We start from the raw sequence: 17791 nt of genomic DNA on the forward strand, positions 1-17791 counted from the left end.
AAATTCTATTTGGGTGACTTTCCTCATTTAAATTCCGTTTTAAAGCTTTCTTTAGAACTCTTTTTTATTCTGTATTAGTTAAACTCAACTTTAAGTATGTTTATTTTTTAAGTTATCGAGACATCCACTTTAGAGTTATCTAGACACCCATATTAAAAATGTGAACTTCGTTTTTATGTACATGATTGATTTGAAAGAGACACAGTTAGTCAGGTAGAGGTTATAAAAATTATTAAGACACCCACTATAGTAGGAGTTTTTAATAGCTAACTCTAAGAGCAACTAGTTTAGTAGCTCAAAATTAATTAACTAAATTAATCTATACATTAAAATGTTATGTTTACAAGATTTTGTAGGGCATTGCCTGACTAGAGCCTGATTTCGGGCAAGCTTAGTCCAAATGCAAGGCTACTTTAAATATTTTCGAGTTTCGGTTTAGGCAAATAGTGCGCGACTAGTGCTAATAGAGCTCCTTCGTTTTCGTTTCATGTGATTTGCATAAGTAGTTATAGCTTGCTCTTTACCCGCTGTATTTTTAAATGAGCGGGTAAAGGAAGTGGTGAGTTTGAGCCAGTTTTCAGTACAAATGTTTAACCTTTCAAGTATTGGTAATGCCTCTTCTGGGATTTTCCCTGGCTTATCTATTCGCATAGAGCGCCCCGTCCAATCTACAAGTTGCAGATATGTCTTGAGCTCAAATGGTAGTCCCTTAGGCATATGTTTACGTGTTTTACCTGCAAAGCGCATAAGTGATTTTGGTTGCTTATCATTATGAGATGCATTAATTCTAGATTTAATACTGGTGTAGTCAGATTGCTCAGGTAAATCAGCCGCTTTTGCTCTAACAGGGTTCAAATCAACATATGCAAGGCAAGCGGCAAGTGCTGCTTCATCAAGTAAAGCTTGTGATTTAAAGCGACCTTCCCAAAATCGTCCTTTACATTCATCCTCTAGATTCGCTTTTCGTGCAATACCCTCGTTAAGAACTCGCATAAACCAACTAATGCTGCTGAGCCGTTCTCGATATAAATTTACTCTGGCATTAACCGCAGCGAGCTCGGTTTGTGTTAGCAATTCGCCATTTAAGAATCGTTGGCAAAGGAATGTACTTTTGAATAATTTGTGCCATCTAATAAGAATCGCTTTATTATTTAGACGCTTAGCTTTTGCTATATCAATGTGAAGAACTAGATGAGTGTGATTACTCATAACCGCGTAGGCACAAATATCAATACAAAATATTCTGCCAAGTTGAAATAGTTTCTTTTCAACCCAATCGCGCCGGTGTTCATATGAACGACCCGTTAGTGGATCTTGTCCGCACAAATAGGCGCGACGAACGCAGCGTGATATGCAGTGATAGTAAGGTGTATTTGAAACGCTTATTAAGTTTCTACGGGGGGTTGCCATGCTCTTCTCCTCCATGAGTTGAACAATTTAAGTTTAGTCATAATTTTGAGAAGTGAGAAATTTTAAGTTGGGTGTCTAGTTAGAGGTTTTTTAGTAGGTTTAGCTCTGTGGAGTGATAGAAATTAATATGGGTGTCTTATTAGTAAATTAATTGATTATTTGATCCCATAGCTTTAGTTATGGGATCAAATTTGGTTATTTAGAGTAAGTAGAGTGAGGCTGTAAGTTATTTTACAAATACTCTAAACCCCCATGCTGGAATTGTAAGTTCTGTTGTTTGAGTAAATTCCATTGCCTGTTTTGAAAAAGCATCAGTGTATTTACCTAAAAACAATGGTTCTTTAAAGCTAACTGTTTGTGGCGCTTTTGATAGGTTGAATACGGCAAATACTTTATCGTTGCCTTTTGCACGAACAAAGCTTAGCACTTGTTTTGGTGCGCTGTTTGGTACATGTACCATGCGGCCGCCAAATTGGCCATTCCACAGAGCTTCATTACTATGTTTGAGTCCAAATAGTGATTGGTATAAATCACCAATGGGGTGCTTTTGCCATTTGATTGGGTCTCGTTCGAAAAAGGCGAGGCGTTTATCATTCCCCGCTTCTTGGCCGTTGTAAATCATAGGGAAGCCTTCGCCAACGACAGATAATGCAATAACGGCTTCAAGTGCATCGCCATAGTTTTCGAACATGGTGCCTTCCCATGCATTTGTGTCATGGTTGGCAACACCCACAAGGCGATAAGCTTCTGCTGGGAATGCACTTTCGTTCCATGAGTAATAAACGAAGAGGGCGCTGACATCTGCATGGCCATTTACGATTTTATGCATGTGCTCAGACCAAGACCACGCGTAAGTCATATCAAAGGCTTCGGCATGTAAATCGCGAGACTCCCACTCAGCCAGCATTAAAACAGGCTTTATGTTATCAAGCTCACGGCGGACGTTATTCCAAAAATCTACCGGCACAAAGCCAGCTACATCACAGCGATAGCCATCAATACCGACTTCTTTTACCCAGTATTTCATCGATTCTGTCATGTATTCACGTAGAGCAGGTTTTGAATAATCAAAATCAATAATGTCAGACCAATCCCACCACGGTGTTGGCCTAAATTGGCCTTTGTAGTCTCGGTCGTACCAATCGGGATGTTCAAATCGAAGCCTGTTATCCCATGCACTGTGGTTTGCTACCCAATCTAAAATGACGTACATCCCCATATCATGGGCTTTGTTCACAAAGGCTTTAAGGTCTTCTAATGTGCCAAACTCAGGGTTTACTTTACGGTAATCTTTTACAGAATAAGGGCTGCCTAAACTGCCTTTTCGGTTTTCTTCACCAATCGGGTTTATGGGCATAAGCCAAATAATATCAACGCCTAACTCTTTCAAGCGTGGCAATTGCTGCTGTGCTGCATTAAAGGTGCCTTCTTTAGTGAATTGACGCGTATTTAATTGATAAAGCACCGCATTTTTTGACCACTCAGGATGAGTTAGTTTTACGTAAGGCTTGGGCTCATAGGCAGTGTTTGTAGTTTTAGTGTGTGTACATGCAGTAATGAGGCTTAGTAATAAAATAAGCAAACTTTTGGTTAGCAATGAATTCATATCAGGCCTTGTTGTCGAATAAAGGTGTTGTATGAAAAAACAACACTTCGACTAAATATATACCCTGAGCTAATATTTACAATTAAATGCATACGTATTCACAATGTGGTTACATAATCGATTAAGTAGCAATATTACGCTTAATTATATTTGGATGGGGGCTAAATACTTAAATGATTAAATAGGGTGGGGAAATAGTAAAACGACAGCAAGAAAAAGCGAAGCTGTCGTTTAAATATGCCGAGCTAGGCTGAAATCATAAAAGTAGATTTACTGGCATCCCAGCTGATCAGTTTTTTAATTTCTAGCTCTTTTATAATGGTTAGTAATTCAGAGTCACTTAGGCAGCAGCCTTGTTTTAATGTATCGAGTGATATCTCTTTATTACGGCTATGAAGCTTAGAGGCCAACATAATACGGTAGATTAATTTTGACTTACGGTTCATAACGCATCTCCTCCACATTTTTGTGATAGCATTTTAGTTGCTACTTGGTTTTATAATTTGGTCTAATGTGTACTGATGATTTTTTCGACTATGAGGGATCTTTTTAGCCAAGTCAATCAATATTGGATGAAAATTACACGATCTTGAATCAGCAGGAGAAACGTAGAAGTAAAGATGTAAGTCATTGAAAATAAAGTGAAGGTAAAAATTTTCTGCTTGGGAAGCCTAGTCTATGAGCTCGTCACGGCTAATTGCAATGACATCATGCAGCGCTTTAAATAGTAAATGCTTTTCAATGGGTTTGCCTACGTGGCCATTAAAACCACAATTCATGTATTCGATGATATTTTCTTTCATCACGTTGGCAGTCAAGGCAATAACAGGCACCTCTTTATCAATACTACGAATATGTGAGCAGGCTTCGATCCCCCCCATTGTGGGCATTTGTATATCCATTAAAACTAAAATGGGGTTGAGTTGTTTAAATAGCTCGACTGCTTCAGCACCATCTTTTGCAAAGTGAAGGTCTGCGTTGGTTTCTGCAAGCATTGACTTGATGATCATGGTGTTGAGTGGGTTATCTTCAGCAATTAGTATTGTTTTGGCCGATAAGTCAGGTGCGGTTACATCGGTAAAGCTATCATGTAAGTGCTGCTTTTCAGATACTTTGAGCGGTAAATAAACGGTGAAATGGGTGCCTTTACCGAGCGCGCTGTCAACATCAATACTGCCGTTCATGCGGTTAATAAGATTCGAGGTGATCGACATTCCTAATCCAGTCCCGCCAAAACGCCGCGTTATACTGTTATCGGCTTGCTGAAAACGGTTAAACAGATGTATTAAACCTTCTTTATTCATACCAATGCCAGTATCAATCACTTCTATCTCAACACCTTGCTTTTGGCTTTGCGAAGATTTATTAATTTTTACTTGCACGCCACCTTGCTCGGTAAATTTAACGGCGTTAGAAACCAGATTTAAAATAATTTGTCGAACCCGAACTGGGTCTCCTATCCATAAATCTTCAACGTCATCGTCTATATCTATGTTTAATTCAATTGCTTTTTCGTTACAAAGTGGCAGAAAATCAGAATTGATCGACTCAACAACCTTCGACATCGAAAAGTCCACTTGTTCAATTGAAAGCTCGTTCGCCTCCATTTTCGAAAAGTCTAAAATATCGTTGATGATGGTAAGGAGTGATCGACAAGAAAACAGTGCCTTAGACACAACTTCTATATTTTTCGGTTTTTGAATGTTCGGCTGCAAAATTTGTAAAAGCCCCATAATGCCATTAAGTGGAGTGCGTATTTCATGACTCATATTGGCTAAAAATTCTGATTTTATTCTCGCGCCTTCTAAAGCTCTCTCAGTAAGCTCAATTTGTTGTTTATAAGAGTTTGAGAGCTTTCTAAAGTAAATAAGCAATATGCTGGTGAGCAATATGATTGTTAACACATGCACGATGTAAGCAATTTGGAAGTTTTCATCAATGGCGATGCTTTTATCTTTAAGCATAAAGTTTACATGTTGCTCGAACGCGGCAAGTGCCTTCAACGCATCTGTATCATCTACTTTTACAGTGGTATCTATCTGCTCGCTAGCCGCGCTGTTAGCAATCATCTTTAAAACAATATCGACTTTACTTTCATACTCAATAACCGTTTTTTTAACGTCAGTAAGTGCCGTTTTGTCGTATTCTTTTATTGCGCTAAGCTTGGCAAGGATCTCTTTTATTTCGATGAGTTCCTTTTCAATGGGCGGAAGATACAGTTCTGTATTTTTTCTGAGCACTAGGTTTTTAAAATGGTGAATAAAGCCACCATAACCGAGTTTTTGAATTAGCTTGTCGTGAAGTACATAAACGTTAGCGGCGGTTTTTGAATAGTCATGCCATTGTGAGTCGACATTTTTGTAAAAGAATAACGAGGTAACAGTAAGCGATGTTACTAATGCAATCACGATAATTGCATTCACTTTCAACTTGTTTTTAGTTTGCTGCAGTGCTTTTGTCATCAGTTTTCGGCACCTATCCTGTTGTTATTTTAAGCATAGCGCATTTTTATTTGTTCACATAAGAAAGGGGTCAATTCAGAATGACTTTTTATGAGGGTAATAAAAAATCTTAATAACTAAGGTAAAAGTAACTTAAAGCGAATAATTAAGTTTTTTATAAAAATATTTTAAATCAATAGCACTGTACTTTTTTCGTACTTATTGTATCTTAAGTTGGTACGCAATTTTTATGATTTAATTGAGTGTAAGCCACACTCATTTGTTAAGTGGAGTAAAGGATATGCACGCGCAAACAGTCAAAGAATCAATAGCAACTATTCAATCGGGTGTCGCAAAAGCGGATGGTAAGCTTTTAGTGACTGAACAAGAGATTGTTTTTGAACCGTTTAATAAAGAGTTAGGCTTAGGTCCATACACACTTTCACGAGCGCACATCAATAACGTTGATAAGTGTTCGGGTAAAGGCGCGGGTATTCTACCAATTACAGCAGATGGAATTCGCATTACTTTAAATAACAACGATGTATTTGAGTTCATTCTAGCAAACCCAGATGAGTGGCTAAGCGTACTTGCTCACTAAGCAAATCTTCAAAAAGACGGCATATAATGGCAACTTGCTATAATATGCCGTGTTAGCCTTTTATTAATTAATTTCCTTTCTTCGCAACACATTGATCTCAAACAATACTAAGGCGAACTTCTTAGGTTATTTTACACATCTAAACTATTAAATTGCTCGTTGCTTATTAACGGAGGCTCTTGGGCAAATGATCAACTTAGATGAACAACGCCTAGTTTCACTTGAACGCGGTTTTCATATTCCACCAAAACCTGAACTATTGAGCCAAATTGCCGATGAAATGCAAAAGTCGGATGCAAGCCTAGATAAAATAGCTCAGCTAATATCAAGAGACATCAGTCTTTCAGCTTTATTATTAAAAACAATAAATAGTCCGGTGTTTGGTTTACAACGCACCATTAGTGATATACGCCAAGCGGCGATGTTTTTAGGCTTAGATCAGCTTAACCGGCTAGTAACCTTAGCCTTGCTTAAGCAAAATTTTAAAGGCAATGCCTGTATTAGCTTAGAGCGCTTTTGGGACGAGTCGGTTGAAGTTGCGAATGCCTGTGTACTGCTAGGTAATAGTTATAAGTCATTAATGCCGGTGGATGAGCTTTATTCATTAGGGCTTTTTCATAATGTCGGTATTGCTGCTATGGCATTAAAATTCAGAGATTATGTCGAGGTTCTTAAACAAGCAAACCTAGCTAAAGAGTATGCGATTACTGACCTAGAGCAGGCTCGTTATCAGTGCGACCATGCGGTGATTGGCTACTTTATCTCGGTATCTTGGCACCTACCTAAGCCACTTTGTCACGTTATTTTAAATCATCATAACACGCACTTTTTAGAGCAAAACAATGATGAGCAACAACGTATGGCGTATGCCATCTTAAAATGTGCAGAAAGTGCTGTGGACTATGCCCGCCACCAACAGTATTCAAGTGAGTGGTTTAAAATTAAAGAGCAGTGCTTTGCAGAGCTGGGTATTGTTGATCAAGATTTTGCCGATATGGTCGAAGATTACGTCGACAATGCGATGGCAAGTTAAAGCCAATTAGCGTTTATTTCCTATCATCTTAACTTCGATGAGTTTGCGAGTGGTGAGTTATCATCACTCGCTTTTTTACATCGAAAGAAAGTATGCATTACTATACTTTCCTGCTGTAGCAAGGCATCATAACTTTTTCTAGGGAGAGGTTACGATGCTTAAATTACTGTTACCATTAGTTTTATGTTCAAGTTCTGCGATGGCTGCAACAAGTCTGCCGGATAATCGTCATATTGTTGTTAAAGGTGAGGCAGTTGTGCGTACCGCCCCCGACAGGGCTGATATCACGTTAGAGTTTGAAGCTGTAAAAGCTGAAAGCGTGCAGGCTAAGCAGCAAGTCGATGCGCAAGTTAATGAACTCCTGGCGGGCTTAAATAATTTCTCAATAGACGAAAAAAGTATCTCTGCGGGTCGAATTTTCGTAGAGCCGAACATGCGTTATGACGAAAATGATAACCAAGTTAAAGATGGTTTTCGAGCCTCGCGTAAGGTTAAAGTCAGCCTTAAAAAACTCTCCCTTTTGGACGGCTTTTTAAATTTTTCGCTTAAAGTGGGTGTCAATCAAATCGATCAAATTCAACTTTTATCAACCAAAGCCTCAGATTACGAGCAAGCCGCTCTTGATAAAGCAGTTGCGAATGCCAAACAGCAGGGAAGTAGCCTTGCAAGCGCATTCGAAGCGAAACTTGGTCGAGTGTATAGTATTCAATCGCAAGAAATAGGTAGTCACTTTGGCTATGGTAGCAATACAAATATTGAACGAATCATGGTCACGGGCTCACGTATTAATACAGTCCCAGAAGGTAAGTATTTACAAGAATCGATTACCTTCAGAGCAAGTGTCAATGTTGTGTTTGATTTGGTGGTCGAGTAATTAATGAGATTTTTTAAGTACAGCGTTTATCTATTCCTTTTGTTGATGGCATTCAGTGGTCTTGCCGCAACAAAGCACATAAATATTGTCAAACCTGTGGTTGCGGCATTTAAGGCAGGTGATAAAGCTGCCATTGCTAAGCGAGTGCATTATCCACTGCAGCGCAAAGAGCCGCTGCAAGCAATTGAAAATGAGCAAATGCTTATAGAAAACTTTGAGCAAATTTTTGATAAAGAGTTTGTCGAAAAAATCGTGAACTCAAATATTCGCCATGATTGGGAAATGATGGGGTGGCGCGGCATCATGTTTGATTCAGGCAAATTGTGGTTAGACTTTGATGGCTCTATTTGGGCTGTGCCTTATGAATCAGAGGCAGAAAAAGCACGACGTGAAGCACTGATTGACGAGCAAAAACAAGCATTACACAAAAGCCTTCGTGAATTTATAAAGCCGATATTAACGTGGCAAACAAAACAGCATTTAATTCGTATCGATGAACTGGCTGATAATCAGTACCGCTATGCAGCATGGGGGATTGATCAATCTATGAAAGATGAGCCAAGCCTTGTGATCAGCGGCGGTACGTTAAGTTTTGATGGCAGTGGGGGCAATCATTTTTATACCTTTACTAACAACGGTTATCGTTACGTTTGTCATGTAACAGTGCTTGGTACTGAACACTCATCGCCGGGGCTTTTAGAGGTATTCAAAAATAATGTACAAATATTGTCTGAGCCCGCTTCGAGTTTTTAGGGGATTTTTCTTATTTTGAACTACACTTATTCTTTCAAAGGAGTCTCGCTTAAAGGGGCCTCATTTAAAGGAGTAAGTTGTGGGTACAAAATTTTGGATATTAAGAACCACTAAAGTTTTTACGCTGGTGGCAATTTTGTTATTTATGGTGGAAATTCTAAAAGGTCACGAGACAATGAGCGCATTAGGCTTTGCGCTACTTTGGTCATTTATTGCAACGGCCATTTTTATCGCAACCCGTTTATATCATTCATCAAAAGGGCGCCACTGTGCACTTTGTAATGACACCCCAGATGATAAAAAAGCGAGTTAGCTTAGGTTATTAACAAACACGCCGCCCCATACCAACGCACAAATCGATAGAGCAATCAGTACGGCTGCAGATCCTAAGTCTTTAGCTAGGCCTGATAATGGATGAATTTCAAGGCCTATTCGGTCTATGGCGGCTTCAATTGCCGTATTGACGACTTCAGCAAACATCACAAATAGCACTGATACAAGCAGCATAATTTTCTCATACAGACTAATCTGCCATACAAAAACCACCGCTATGGCAAGTACCAACAGTATCAGCTCTTGTTTAAAAGCAGACTCATGCTTTGCCAACCACGTGAATGCTCGTTGGGAGTTTTTGAATGCAAGGCGAATACGTTTAATGCCAATGGGTTTGTTAGTGCTATCAAATTGCATAGTATGAAATCTCTATTTCGTTAGCTTTGTGTTGAGCAAGCATTAAAGATATCTTGCTTTGGGTGATATTCAGTGCTTTGTACATGGGTTAAGCCTAGTAGGGTGTCAAAAATGTTATCGTGCGAAAAAGCATGGTTACGCTGCTGTTCGATACATTGATTAAAGCGGGTATCGGCCAGTTTATTACTCCAAAACAGCATCGGCACTTGGGTTTGCTCTTTAGGCGCTAACGCATACGGGAAGCCATGTAAGTACAAGCCATTTTCACCCAGTGATTCACCGTGATCTGAAACATACAGCAGGGCTTTGTCATCCGCCTGACTGTTTTGCAGTAAATTAATAAGTTTACTCAGCACTAGGTCGGTATAAGCAATGGTATTATCATAGGTATTTGTGAGTTGCTCACTGCTACAGTTTTGGATATCGCTACGTGGGCAATCAGGCAAAAATTTACTGTCTTTTTCTGGATAGCGTCGATAGTAGGTTGGCCCGTGTGAACCAATCATATGTAACACCACTAGTTGGTGCTTCGCATGACTTTTGGCAAGCTTTGCAGCTAATTCTTCAACCAGGACTTCATCAAAACAATAGCGTCCGTCACAAAGTGGGTTGCTCTTTGTTGGTTCTACCGTTTCTGAGTTTACCCGCACACAAACCCCTTTACAGCTGCTATTGTTATCAATCCACGTTACTTCGACACCACTTCGTTGAATGATATCTAGGGCATTTTCTTGGCTTTGCGCGATGCGCGAATCATAGTGATTGCGATCTAAGCGCGAGAACATACAAGGTACAGAAATGGCCGTTGCGGTGCCACATGAACTAACATCACTGAAATATTTAATGCCAAGTTTAGGGGTATATTGATTAGTTGGCTTGTCGTAACCTTGCAGTGAGAAATTTGCTGCGCGTGCTGTTTCGCCTACCACCATAATCGTCAGTGAACTTTGTTGCTTAGCTAATAGGTGCGGTGTTTTATCTAAGACTTTAAATGGTAAAGGTGGATAAAAATAATTATCGCGCAGGTACTTATAGCCCGCAGTATAAAATGCAAAGGGGGTAATGTAGCTGGTTAATTGACGATTATTACGCCCTACAGAGGCGTAATCTTTATAAAAAGGAACGGCAATAACAGCTACAGCAATAAACGCTGTAACGTTAAGAAGCGCAAAGCTTTTAAGACGAACACGAAAGTTTCCGACAATTTTAAAGCGAGAAAACAAGTAAGCAGGCAGTACGCCTAGCACAGTAATAAAAGCGATAACTTGTACATTAAGGTATGAAAAAGCCTCACCTGAATTTGTCTCTAAGATATTTTGCAGCATGCTTTTATCAAAGATAACACCGTAATTTAAGGTTGCATAAAACAACAACGATGAAACCACGACGCTTGTTAAAAGCACGGGTTTAACAAAGGTGATTAACGATAACCAACTTAACACCATTGCCGTCAGTGCTAATAAGAAAAACGGTACGCTTGCTATAAATAACCAATTGACATGTTCAGGTTTGCTGGCTGCTTCAAGCATGTTAAATAAAAACAGGCCATTAAATGCAATAACCAAGTACAACGACACCAGCCAGACAAATTGGCTGTAGCTAACGTGCCATTTTTTAGTAAGGAGTTGTTTAATTTGCATGCTCATAATCATTCCTCATCGCTACGATTTATTTGGTAAGCGATACAACTGTTCGGTATAAGCTAAATTGCTAAATAAGACGTGTGCTAAGGCTTTTTTGGCAAGTTCAACGCTGCTATCTGTGTTATCGATGGCAACTTGCGTTTTACTTGTAGAGTCATAGCGCCAATAGCTCACTTTTTGGTTTGGCATCAGGATCACGGCTTCACCATTTTCTACGTAAGCAAAGTTGTCGTAGTACTGCATCATGGCGCGCTCAACAGGGTATTGTTGAGTTAAATCATAACCAAGCATGGGGGTTGCTTGCTCAACGCCTAATAACGACAACAAAGTAACAGGTAAATCAATTTGGCTGACTAAGCGTGTATCGCGCTTTGCATCCATATCACTATTTAGGATCACAGCAGGGATGTGGAAAGATTTAAGCGGCACAGGCTCAGAACCAAACACGCGCACATCATGATCTGCAACCACTAAAAAGACGGTGTCTTGCCAGTAATCTTGCGTTTTTGCCTTTGCGATGAATTTACCAAGAGCATAGTCTGCATATTTGATTGCTAGATCGCGTTTGTAGTTTTCTGGGTCGTGGCTTTCAGGCAGTGTTACTTTACCCTCTGGAATATCGAATGGGTCGTGGTTACTTGAGGTAAACACAAGGCTGAAAAATGGTTTGCCTGATTTATTTAGCTCACTTAGCTCTATATCAGCTTGATTGAACAAGTCTTCGTCGCTTGCTCCCCATGACGAAATAAACTCAGGGTTTTGCATGTCATTAATATCGACAATATCGCTAAAGCCATTGCCTAAGAAAAAGCTTTTCATATTATCGAAATGACTTTCACCACCATAAATAAATTGGGTGGTATAGCCTGTGCGGCTTAATACATCAGCAAGTGAGAAAAAGTTACGCTGAGATTTAGAAAGTTTGACCACCGAGCGCGAAGGTGATGGGGTAAACCCAGTTGTTACCGCTTCGATACCTCGAACAGAGCGTGTGCCAGTGGCGTATAAGTTATCAAAGCCCCAGCCTTGTTGATAAAGCTTATCGAGCTCAGGAGTCACACCAATGCCACCTAGTTCGCCAACAAAGCGTGCGCCTAAGCTTTCTTCTAAAATGATCACTAAATTCTTTTGTTTGCCTGTGTTAAAAGGTGTGTTGTTGGCAAGGGTAGGGATACTCTCTGTGATAAACTGCTGTTTATAGGCTGCTTGCTTTACTGTTTGTAAAATCTCATCACGTGGCATAGTACCGTATAAACTACTGGCATTTTTTTCATTGCCCATATTCTTAATAGCAAATGCGACACTGTAAGTTGAATTAAGTGCCAAGGAGTTAACTAGTGAGTCACTTGAAAAGTACACCAATGCAGGGTTTAACGGGCGATGGCTTACAGTGCCTCTTGCGCTAATTAAGCAAACTAATAATGTAGTAACGAGTATCACCACTTGGCTAACCGTTTTAGCATTTTGCTGTTTGCTAAATGCAGCATTAATATAACGATACGTAAACACACAACTAAGCGTTGCAATAATTAAGGTGCTTATCATGGCAAATAGGTGGCCATGTAATAGCATAGAAAAGACTTCTTGAGGGTAGTCTAGGTATTCGACAAATAAACGATTTGGTCGTACATCGTACTGGGTAATAAACGCGGGAGTAGAAGCCTCTACAACCACGATTAAAGTTATAACTATACTGCTATAAAAAGTAAAAACATGCTGAAATAAAGCGGTTTTGCTGCGCAAAAGTACATTAGCGAGTAACATTAAAACAGCCAAGGCTGACAAGTAGCCTAAGCTGCTTAAGTCGACTCTTAAGCCTCCTAATAAAACGGCTAGGCTATCGCCATCAGCTAACCTTTGGTGTTGCCATACAAGCAAGGTAATTCTCGACAGTATAAATACTGACATTAAAATTAATGAAAAACGGAATAAAGGTTTTAAAACAGAAAGTTTTGTTGTCATAGTCGTACTTACTTAATCGAAACTACGGCAATACTAGGAATCGAAACTTAAGAAATCCTTATGGTAATCTTAATATTTTCTAAACTAGAAAAACTTCAGTAAATCTTAAGTGGATCTTAAGATTCAAAGCGTAAGCTGATGACGCTAAAGCGCTTTTTACCTAAATGAGTAACATATGAAATTGTTGATTATAGAAGATTCGGTGTCATTAAGACGTAGTCTACGAATTGGTCTTGAGAACCTAGGTTTTACTATTGATGAAACCGGCGATGGCGCTGAAGGTTTGAGTATGGCAATGACAGGTGAGTACGAATTAATCATACTCGACATTATGTTACCCAGTATTGATGGCATTACGTTATTACAAACCATAAGAGCAAAGCAGCTCGACGTTCGTGTGCTTATTTTATCTGCCAAGCAAGAACCAGAAGATAGAGTGAAAGGACTACTCACCGGGGCCGATGACTACCTGACCAAACCATTTTCGTTTGATGAGCTGCATGCAAGGTTATTAAATTTAATGCGTCGCGGCGGCCTGAAAACAATCAGCGATGTGATCCGCATCGATAACTTGGCTTTAAATTTACAATTAAAACTTTTGCAAGTTAACGACACTGTCATCGATTTCACCCCCAACGAATATAAAATAGTCGAGTGCTTGTTTAGTAATCAAAACAAAGTGATCACAGCCGAAAAGTTAAGTACCTATATTGCTGGGCAATATGACTTAGTTTCAAAAAACTCCATTGAAGCGCACTTATCATCGGCGCGTAAAAAGGTGAGGGCAGCAGGTGGCGAGTTACCTATTCAAACTAAGCGTGGTTTTGGTTATATCATTCAAGGAAAATAATGAAATCAATTCGCAGTAAGTTAGTAACCACATTATCGATTACTATAGCTGGGCTAGTGCTGAGTATTTTAGTTGCTACCGATATCGCCGTTGATAGTTGGATTGATAACGAATTTAATCGTGGTTTGAAATCAAAAGCCGGCATGCTTATGTCATTGATTGATATTGACGAAGAAGAAATTGATTTTGATTTTTCAGGGCAATTCATGCCTGAGTTTTCTGGCAGTACAGAAACTGAGTATTTTCAAATTTGGTCGCAGTCTGGCGTGTTTGCGCGTTCAGAAAGCTTGCATCTTTTCTCACAAAAGAATCTACCTCTAGAGAAAATAAAGCTTGGCGAGACAAAAATCATCAATACTGAGTTACCTGATGGTCGCAATGGCCGTGTTATTTACACTCGCTTTATACCGCCTTTAGACCTAGACGATGATGAAGACTTTATTGAGGGCGTTAACACCTCTTTGCAACAACCCATAACCTTAGCTTATGCGGCTTCATCAGAAGAAGTTGACTTTGTTTTATGGCTCATCGACGTTATTTTTGTTGTTTCTACTGTGTCAGTAATCGTATTTATTCGTCTATTTGTGCGTAAATCGGTCGACAGCTCTTTGGCGCCGCTGAATAAACTAAACCGGGATATTAGCCGGCTCAGTATCGCTGATAAAAATGCCGTGATAACAATAAAAGAGCCTGTTAAAGAGCTGCAACCCATTGTTGATAGCTTAAATGCCTTTATACGGGAAAACCGCCAGCTTTATTTTCGTGAAAGACGCTTAACCTCGGATATTGCTCATGAGTTAAAAACGCCTATAGCTGAGCTTATTAATATGGCTGAAGTGGCCATTCGTTTTCCAAATGAAAAAGAGTTTGAGGCAGATTTTAAACCCGAAGTGCTAAAAATCAGCCAGCGTTTAAAGAGTATTGTGTCGAACTTATTATTACTGCATAAGTACAGTGATGAAGCACTTCCAAAGCAAGATGCATGTGATTTAAACCAGGTTATTTTACGTACCTTAGAAAAATATGATTTAGAGCGAATTAAGTTTGAGTTTCAAGATGATATTCCTGCCATTGTCAGTAATTTATTTGCCCTTGAATCAATCATCACCAACCTTGTAAATAACGCCAAGCAATATAGCCCTGACAAGAGTGATGTAACTATAAGCACGCTACTGAATAAAGAGAATAAGTTGCAATTCTCTGTTATGAATGAGTTACAAGTACCCTTAACAGAAGAAGATATAAGCCAGTTATTTGATCCGCTTTGGCAAAAAGACAGTGCCAGAACCTCTAATGATAATTTTGGGTTAGGCTTATCTATTGCCAAAGCGTTAAGTAAAGCAATTGATGCTGAACTTCAGGTGTCGTTAAGTGGGCAAAACATAACCTTTTGTTTGATTATTTCTTAAGGCTTTGCAGGCGTTTAATATGTGTGCAACACTGAGGTTATCAAAAAGAAATTAATAACAATAAGGAACAACACGATGGGAAAAATTATAGGTATTGCTTTAATCGTTATTGGTGTGGCGCTAGCTGTATGGGGATATAACGTGTATGACTCTGCAAGTGCGCAAATTAGCCGCACGTTTAGTGGTGATACACCAATTGAAGCTTGGCTCGGTATGGTCGGGGGCGCAATTTGCGCAATTGTGGGTATTTTAAAAGTTAAATAACCGCAAACATTGAAATCAATTAGCTAATACCTGATACTGTATTTATATACAGTGTCGGGTTTGGCTATGAAAACACAACTACCAGCAAAATATTATTTAAGTCACTTCTTTGAGCTTGCTGAATTTATTCAAGCTCAGTGCAGGCATCTGCTTTTAGAAGAGCAGCAGTTATTTCTTGAAAAACTCCTTCAGCTTGATGAGCAAAGTTTATGTACTTTGCTGCGTATTTATTCTCGAAAGCCAAAAATCATCGCGTTGTCATCATTAAATTATGAAGAGATCCCTAATCTGCACGGTGCTATTTTTAAGCTAAAGCAGCAAGGGCTGGTGGCACATCCTAGCAGCGACGAATTAGATCTATTACTTGAGCATTTAACCAAACCAACCCTGTTAACCTTATTAGCAAATGATGAGCTAATGGCGACTCAACCTGATTACAAAAAGTCAGCCAGTAAACAGCGCTTAACCCAACTGTGTAAAGAGCATATTGATCGCAACCACAGTGAATTAGAGTCGTTGTTTAGTCAGTTCGTGGTCAATAGCCGTAGTCAGTATTATGAATACTTCGAGTTTTTACATAGCGGCCGACTAAGTGGCGGTGATATCAACCATCAAAATCGTTTTGTGATGCGTGATTTAGGAATTGCAAAAGTACGTGGTGATGTTAATGAGAGCATCTCTCGTTTTCAAACACTGGCCGAAGCACAAACGCATTATCAATTAAATAAGCTGCGAATGCAGTTCAAAGAAAGTGAGTCACACACAGAGTATCAGAACTTAGCCCAAGCACTTTTAGCCATTAGATCTGAAGATGAATTAGCCCAGAGTATCAAAAACAAATTACTGATCCGCTTATATAAGCAGCTTAAAGAGCATGACTTAGCATTTGCATTTGAATTACTTGAGCACTGTGAAGGTAGCAGTGAAGCGCAAGAGCTAGCAATTCGCCAGCGTTACAAACAAGGTGATAAAACCTGGGTTGAGCAAAAGCTTGAGCAAGTTATTCAAGACCCGCTTGATGATGGCATTTTGTATTTTGCAGAGGACTTTTTACAGCGTAAATATAATAAGCAACAACGCTCACGCCTAACACAAATGCTCATTGATACAGAGCATCAATTAGAGGTTGATGACATTTATCGTGGCGATGTAGAGCAAGGAGTGTGTGAGCATTATCAACAGCTTGGTAATACGGTATTTTTTACCGAGAATAATCTTTGGTTGAGTCTTTTTACGTTAACGTTTTGGCAAGAACTTTTTATAGAGACGCCGCACCCGCCGTGTAATGAATTTGATCTTTATCCAAAGGTGTTACTGGCTGATTGTTTTTATACAGTGCAACAAACACAAATTGAGCAAAAGCTTGCAAAATTCACTAGCAATGAAGCCTTATATAAATATGTTTGTAAAAACGTAGGGCAGTTTTATGAAGCGCCTAACGCTATGTTTATGTGGCACAGCGATATGTTAGAGCCGCTAGAGGTATTAATAAAACACAGCCCGCTTGCAAATTTAAAAGCGCATTTATTGCAAATGACAAAAACCTTTAAGCAGCTCAAAGATGGCTACCCAGATTTGATGGTGCTTAAAGGGGATAAGCTCACCTTTGAGGAAGTGAAAGCCCCAGGCGATAAACTAAGGCGCAACCAACTTGTCAGTATTGAGGTGTTAAAGCAACATGGCTTTGCAGTGAATATCGTTGCGGTAAATTGGTTTAATGATCCGAATCGAATTTACAGTGTGGTCGATATAGAAACCACCGGTGGCGTACAAGGTAATAATAAAATTACTGAAATAGCCGTTGTGCAGTTACAAGCGGGCGAAGTAATTAAACAATGGGCGAGTTTAATCAACCCTGAGCGCAGTATTCCTGCTTTTATCACCAAGTTAACCGGGATAAACGCCACTATGGTTCGTGATGCGCCACGCTTTGAAGAGGTTGCTGATACCCTGCGCTCACTATTAAAAGGTAGCGTATTTGTTGCCCATAATGTGAATTTTGACTACAGCTTTATTCGCAAAGAATACAGTGCAATCGGGCAGAGCTTTAAAATGCCAAAGCTATGTACCGTAGTTGAATCACGAAAAGCATTTCCTAAGCTTAAGTCATATTCGCTCGGTAACTTAGCAGCACATTTTGAATTGAATTTAACGAATCATCATAGAGCGTTAGCTGATGCAACTGCCACAGCAGAACTGTTAAACCTGATTCAACAAACACAATCAAAAAAGGCGAGTTAACCTCGCCTTTTAAG

The 17791-nt window shown here is 39.4% G+C and carries 16 protein-coding genes; 9 read left to right on the plus strand and 7 right to left on the minus strand.

The annotated features are described in order from the left end of the window. Window positions 1-435: 435 nt before the first annotated feature. The 4 genes from NFU46_RS14015 to NFU46_RS14030 all read right to left on the minus strand — a co-directional run bounded on the left by NFU46_RS14015 (window position 436) and on the right by NFU46_RS14030 (window position 5478). Entirely contained in the window at window positions 436-1410 is a 975-nt protein-coding gene (locus tag NFU46_RS14015) for a transposase (protein ID WP_251602626.1), read from the minus strand. A gap of 226 nt (window positions 1411-1636) precedes the next feature. Then, the gene (locus NFU46_RS14020; protein ID WP_251602628.1) at window positions 1637-3016 is read right to left on the minus strand and encodes an alpha-amylase family glycosyl hydrolase; all 1380 of its coding nucleotides are present in this window, start codon (window positions 3014-3016) and stop codon (window positions 1637-1639) included. Between the two features lie 245 nt (window positions 3017-3261). Beyond that, window positions 3262-3462 carry a hypothetical protein gene (locus tag NFU46_RS14025; protein ID WP_058586260.1) on the minus strand — a complete coding sequence of 67 codons (201 nt, stop codon included), beginning with the start codon at window positions 3460-3462 and terminating at the stop codon, window positions 3262-3264. Window positions 3463-3687: 225 nt separating this feature from the next. Further along, window positions 3688-5478: an ATP-binding protein gene (locus tag NFU46_RS14030; RefSeq protein ID WP_251602630.1), complete on the minus strand. Its 1791-nt coding sequence runs from the start codon at window positions 5476-5478 to the stop codon at window positions 3688-3690. Between the two features lie 280 nt (window positions 5479-5758). Here NFU46_RS14030 and NFU46_RS14035 point away from each other — a divergent pair, with 280 nt between their 5' ends. The 5 genes from NFU46_RS14035 (at window position 5759) to NFU46_RS14055 (ending at window position 9031) form a co-directional block, all read left to right on the plus strand. Then, entirely contained in the window at window positions 5759-6058 is a 300-nt protein-coding gene (locus tag NFU46_RS14035) for a hypothetical protein (RefSeq protein WP_251602632.1), read from the plus strand. A 187-nt stretch (window positions 6059-6245) separates the two neighbouring features. After that, window positions 6246-7091, plus strand: coding sequence for an HDOD domain-containing protein (locus NFU46_RS14040; protein WP_251602634.1), 846 nt, complete (start codon window positions 6246-6248; stop codon window positions 7089-7091). Between the two features lie 154 nt (window positions 7092-7245). Then, window positions 7246-7965, plus strand: coding sequence for an SIMPL domain-containing protein (locus NFU46_RS14045; protein WP_251602636.1), 720 nt, complete (start codon window positions 7246-7248; stop codon window positions 7963-7965). A gap of 3 nt (window positions 7966-7968) precedes the next feature. Beyond that, window positions 7969-8718: a hypothetical protein gene (locus NFU46_RS14050; protein ID WP_251602638.1), complete on the plus strand. Its 750-nt coding sequence runs from the start codon at window positions 7969-7971 to the stop codon at window positions 8716-8718. Between the two features lie 79 nt (window positions 8719-8797). Beyond that, window positions 8798-9031, plus strand: coding sequence for a hypothetical protein (locus NFU46_RS14055; protein ID WP_054564076.1), 234 nt, complete (start codon window positions 8798-8800; stop codon window positions 9029-9031). Here the strand turns inward: NFU46_RS14055 and NFU46_RS14060 are convergent. The 3 genes from NFU46_RS14060 to NFU46_RS14070 are packed head-to-tail and all read right to left on the minus strand — an operon-like array spanning window position 9028 to window position 13013. Then, window positions 9028-9408 (minus strand): diacylglycerol kinase, encoded by a 381-nt coding sequence (locus NFU46_RS14060; RefSeq protein ID WP_175082805.1) that lies wholly within the window; start codon window positions 9406-9408, stop codon window positions 9028-9030. The genes NFU46_RS14055 and NFU46_RS14060 overlap by 4 nt on opposite strands. 20 nt (window positions 9409-9428) lie before the next feature. Continuing rightward, the gene (locus NFU46_RS14065; RefSeq protein WP_251602640.1) at window positions 9429-11054 is read right to left on the minus strand and encodes a phosphoethanolamine transferase; all 1626 of its coding nucleotides are present in this window, start codon (window positions 11052-11054) and stop codon (window positions 9429-9431) included. A 15-nt stretch (window positions 11055-11069) separates the two neighbouring features. Then, complete coding sequence (locus NFU46_RS14070; protein ID WP_251602642.1) at window positions 11070-13013, minus strand: LTA synthase family protein; 1944 nt, start codon at window positions 13011-13013, stop codon at window positions 11070-11072. 175 nt (window positions 13014-13188) lie between these two features. Here NFU46_RS14070 and NFU46_RS14075 point away from each other — a divergent pair, with 175 nt between their 5' ends. The 4 genes from NFU46_RS14075 to NFU46_RS14090 all read left to right on the plus strand — a co-directional run bounded on the left by NFU46_RS14075 (window position 13189) and on the right by NFU46_RS14090 (window position 17777). Next, a complete protein-coding gene (locus tag NFU46_RS14075) occupies window positions 13189-13863 on the plus strand; it encodes a response regulator transcription factor (protein WP_175082803.1) in 675 nt (224 codons plus the stop codon). Beyond that, complete coding sequence (locus NFU46_RS14080) at window positions 13863-15272, plus strand: HAMP domain-containing sensor histidine kinase (protein WP_251602644.1); 1410 nt, start codon at window positions 13863-13865, stop codon at window positions 15270-15272. The genes NFU46_RS14075 and NFU46_RS14080 overlap by 1 nt, the downstream gene beginning before the upstream one ends. 75 nt (window positions 15273-15347) lie before the next feature. Then, window positions 15348-15536 carry a DUF3185 family protein gene (locus NFU46_RS14085; protein ID WP_054553751.1) on the plus strand — a complete coding sequence of 63 codons (189 nt, stop codon included), beginning with the start codon at window positions 15348-15350 and terminating at the stop codon, window positions 15534-15536. Between the two features lie 66 nt (window positions 15537-15602). Continuing rightward, a complete protein-coding gene (locus NFU46_RS14090) occupies window positions 15603-17777 on the plus strand; it encodes an exonuclease domain-containing protein (RefSeq protein ID WP_251602646.1) in 2175 nt (724 codons plus the stop codon). Window positions 17778-17791: the final 14 nt, after the last annotated feature.

The organism is Pseudoalteromonas sp. NCCP-2140 (genome assembly GCF_023708065.1).
Lineage (GTDB): Bacteria > Pseudomonadota > Gammaproteobacteria > Enterobacterales > Alteromonadaceae > Pseudoalteromonas.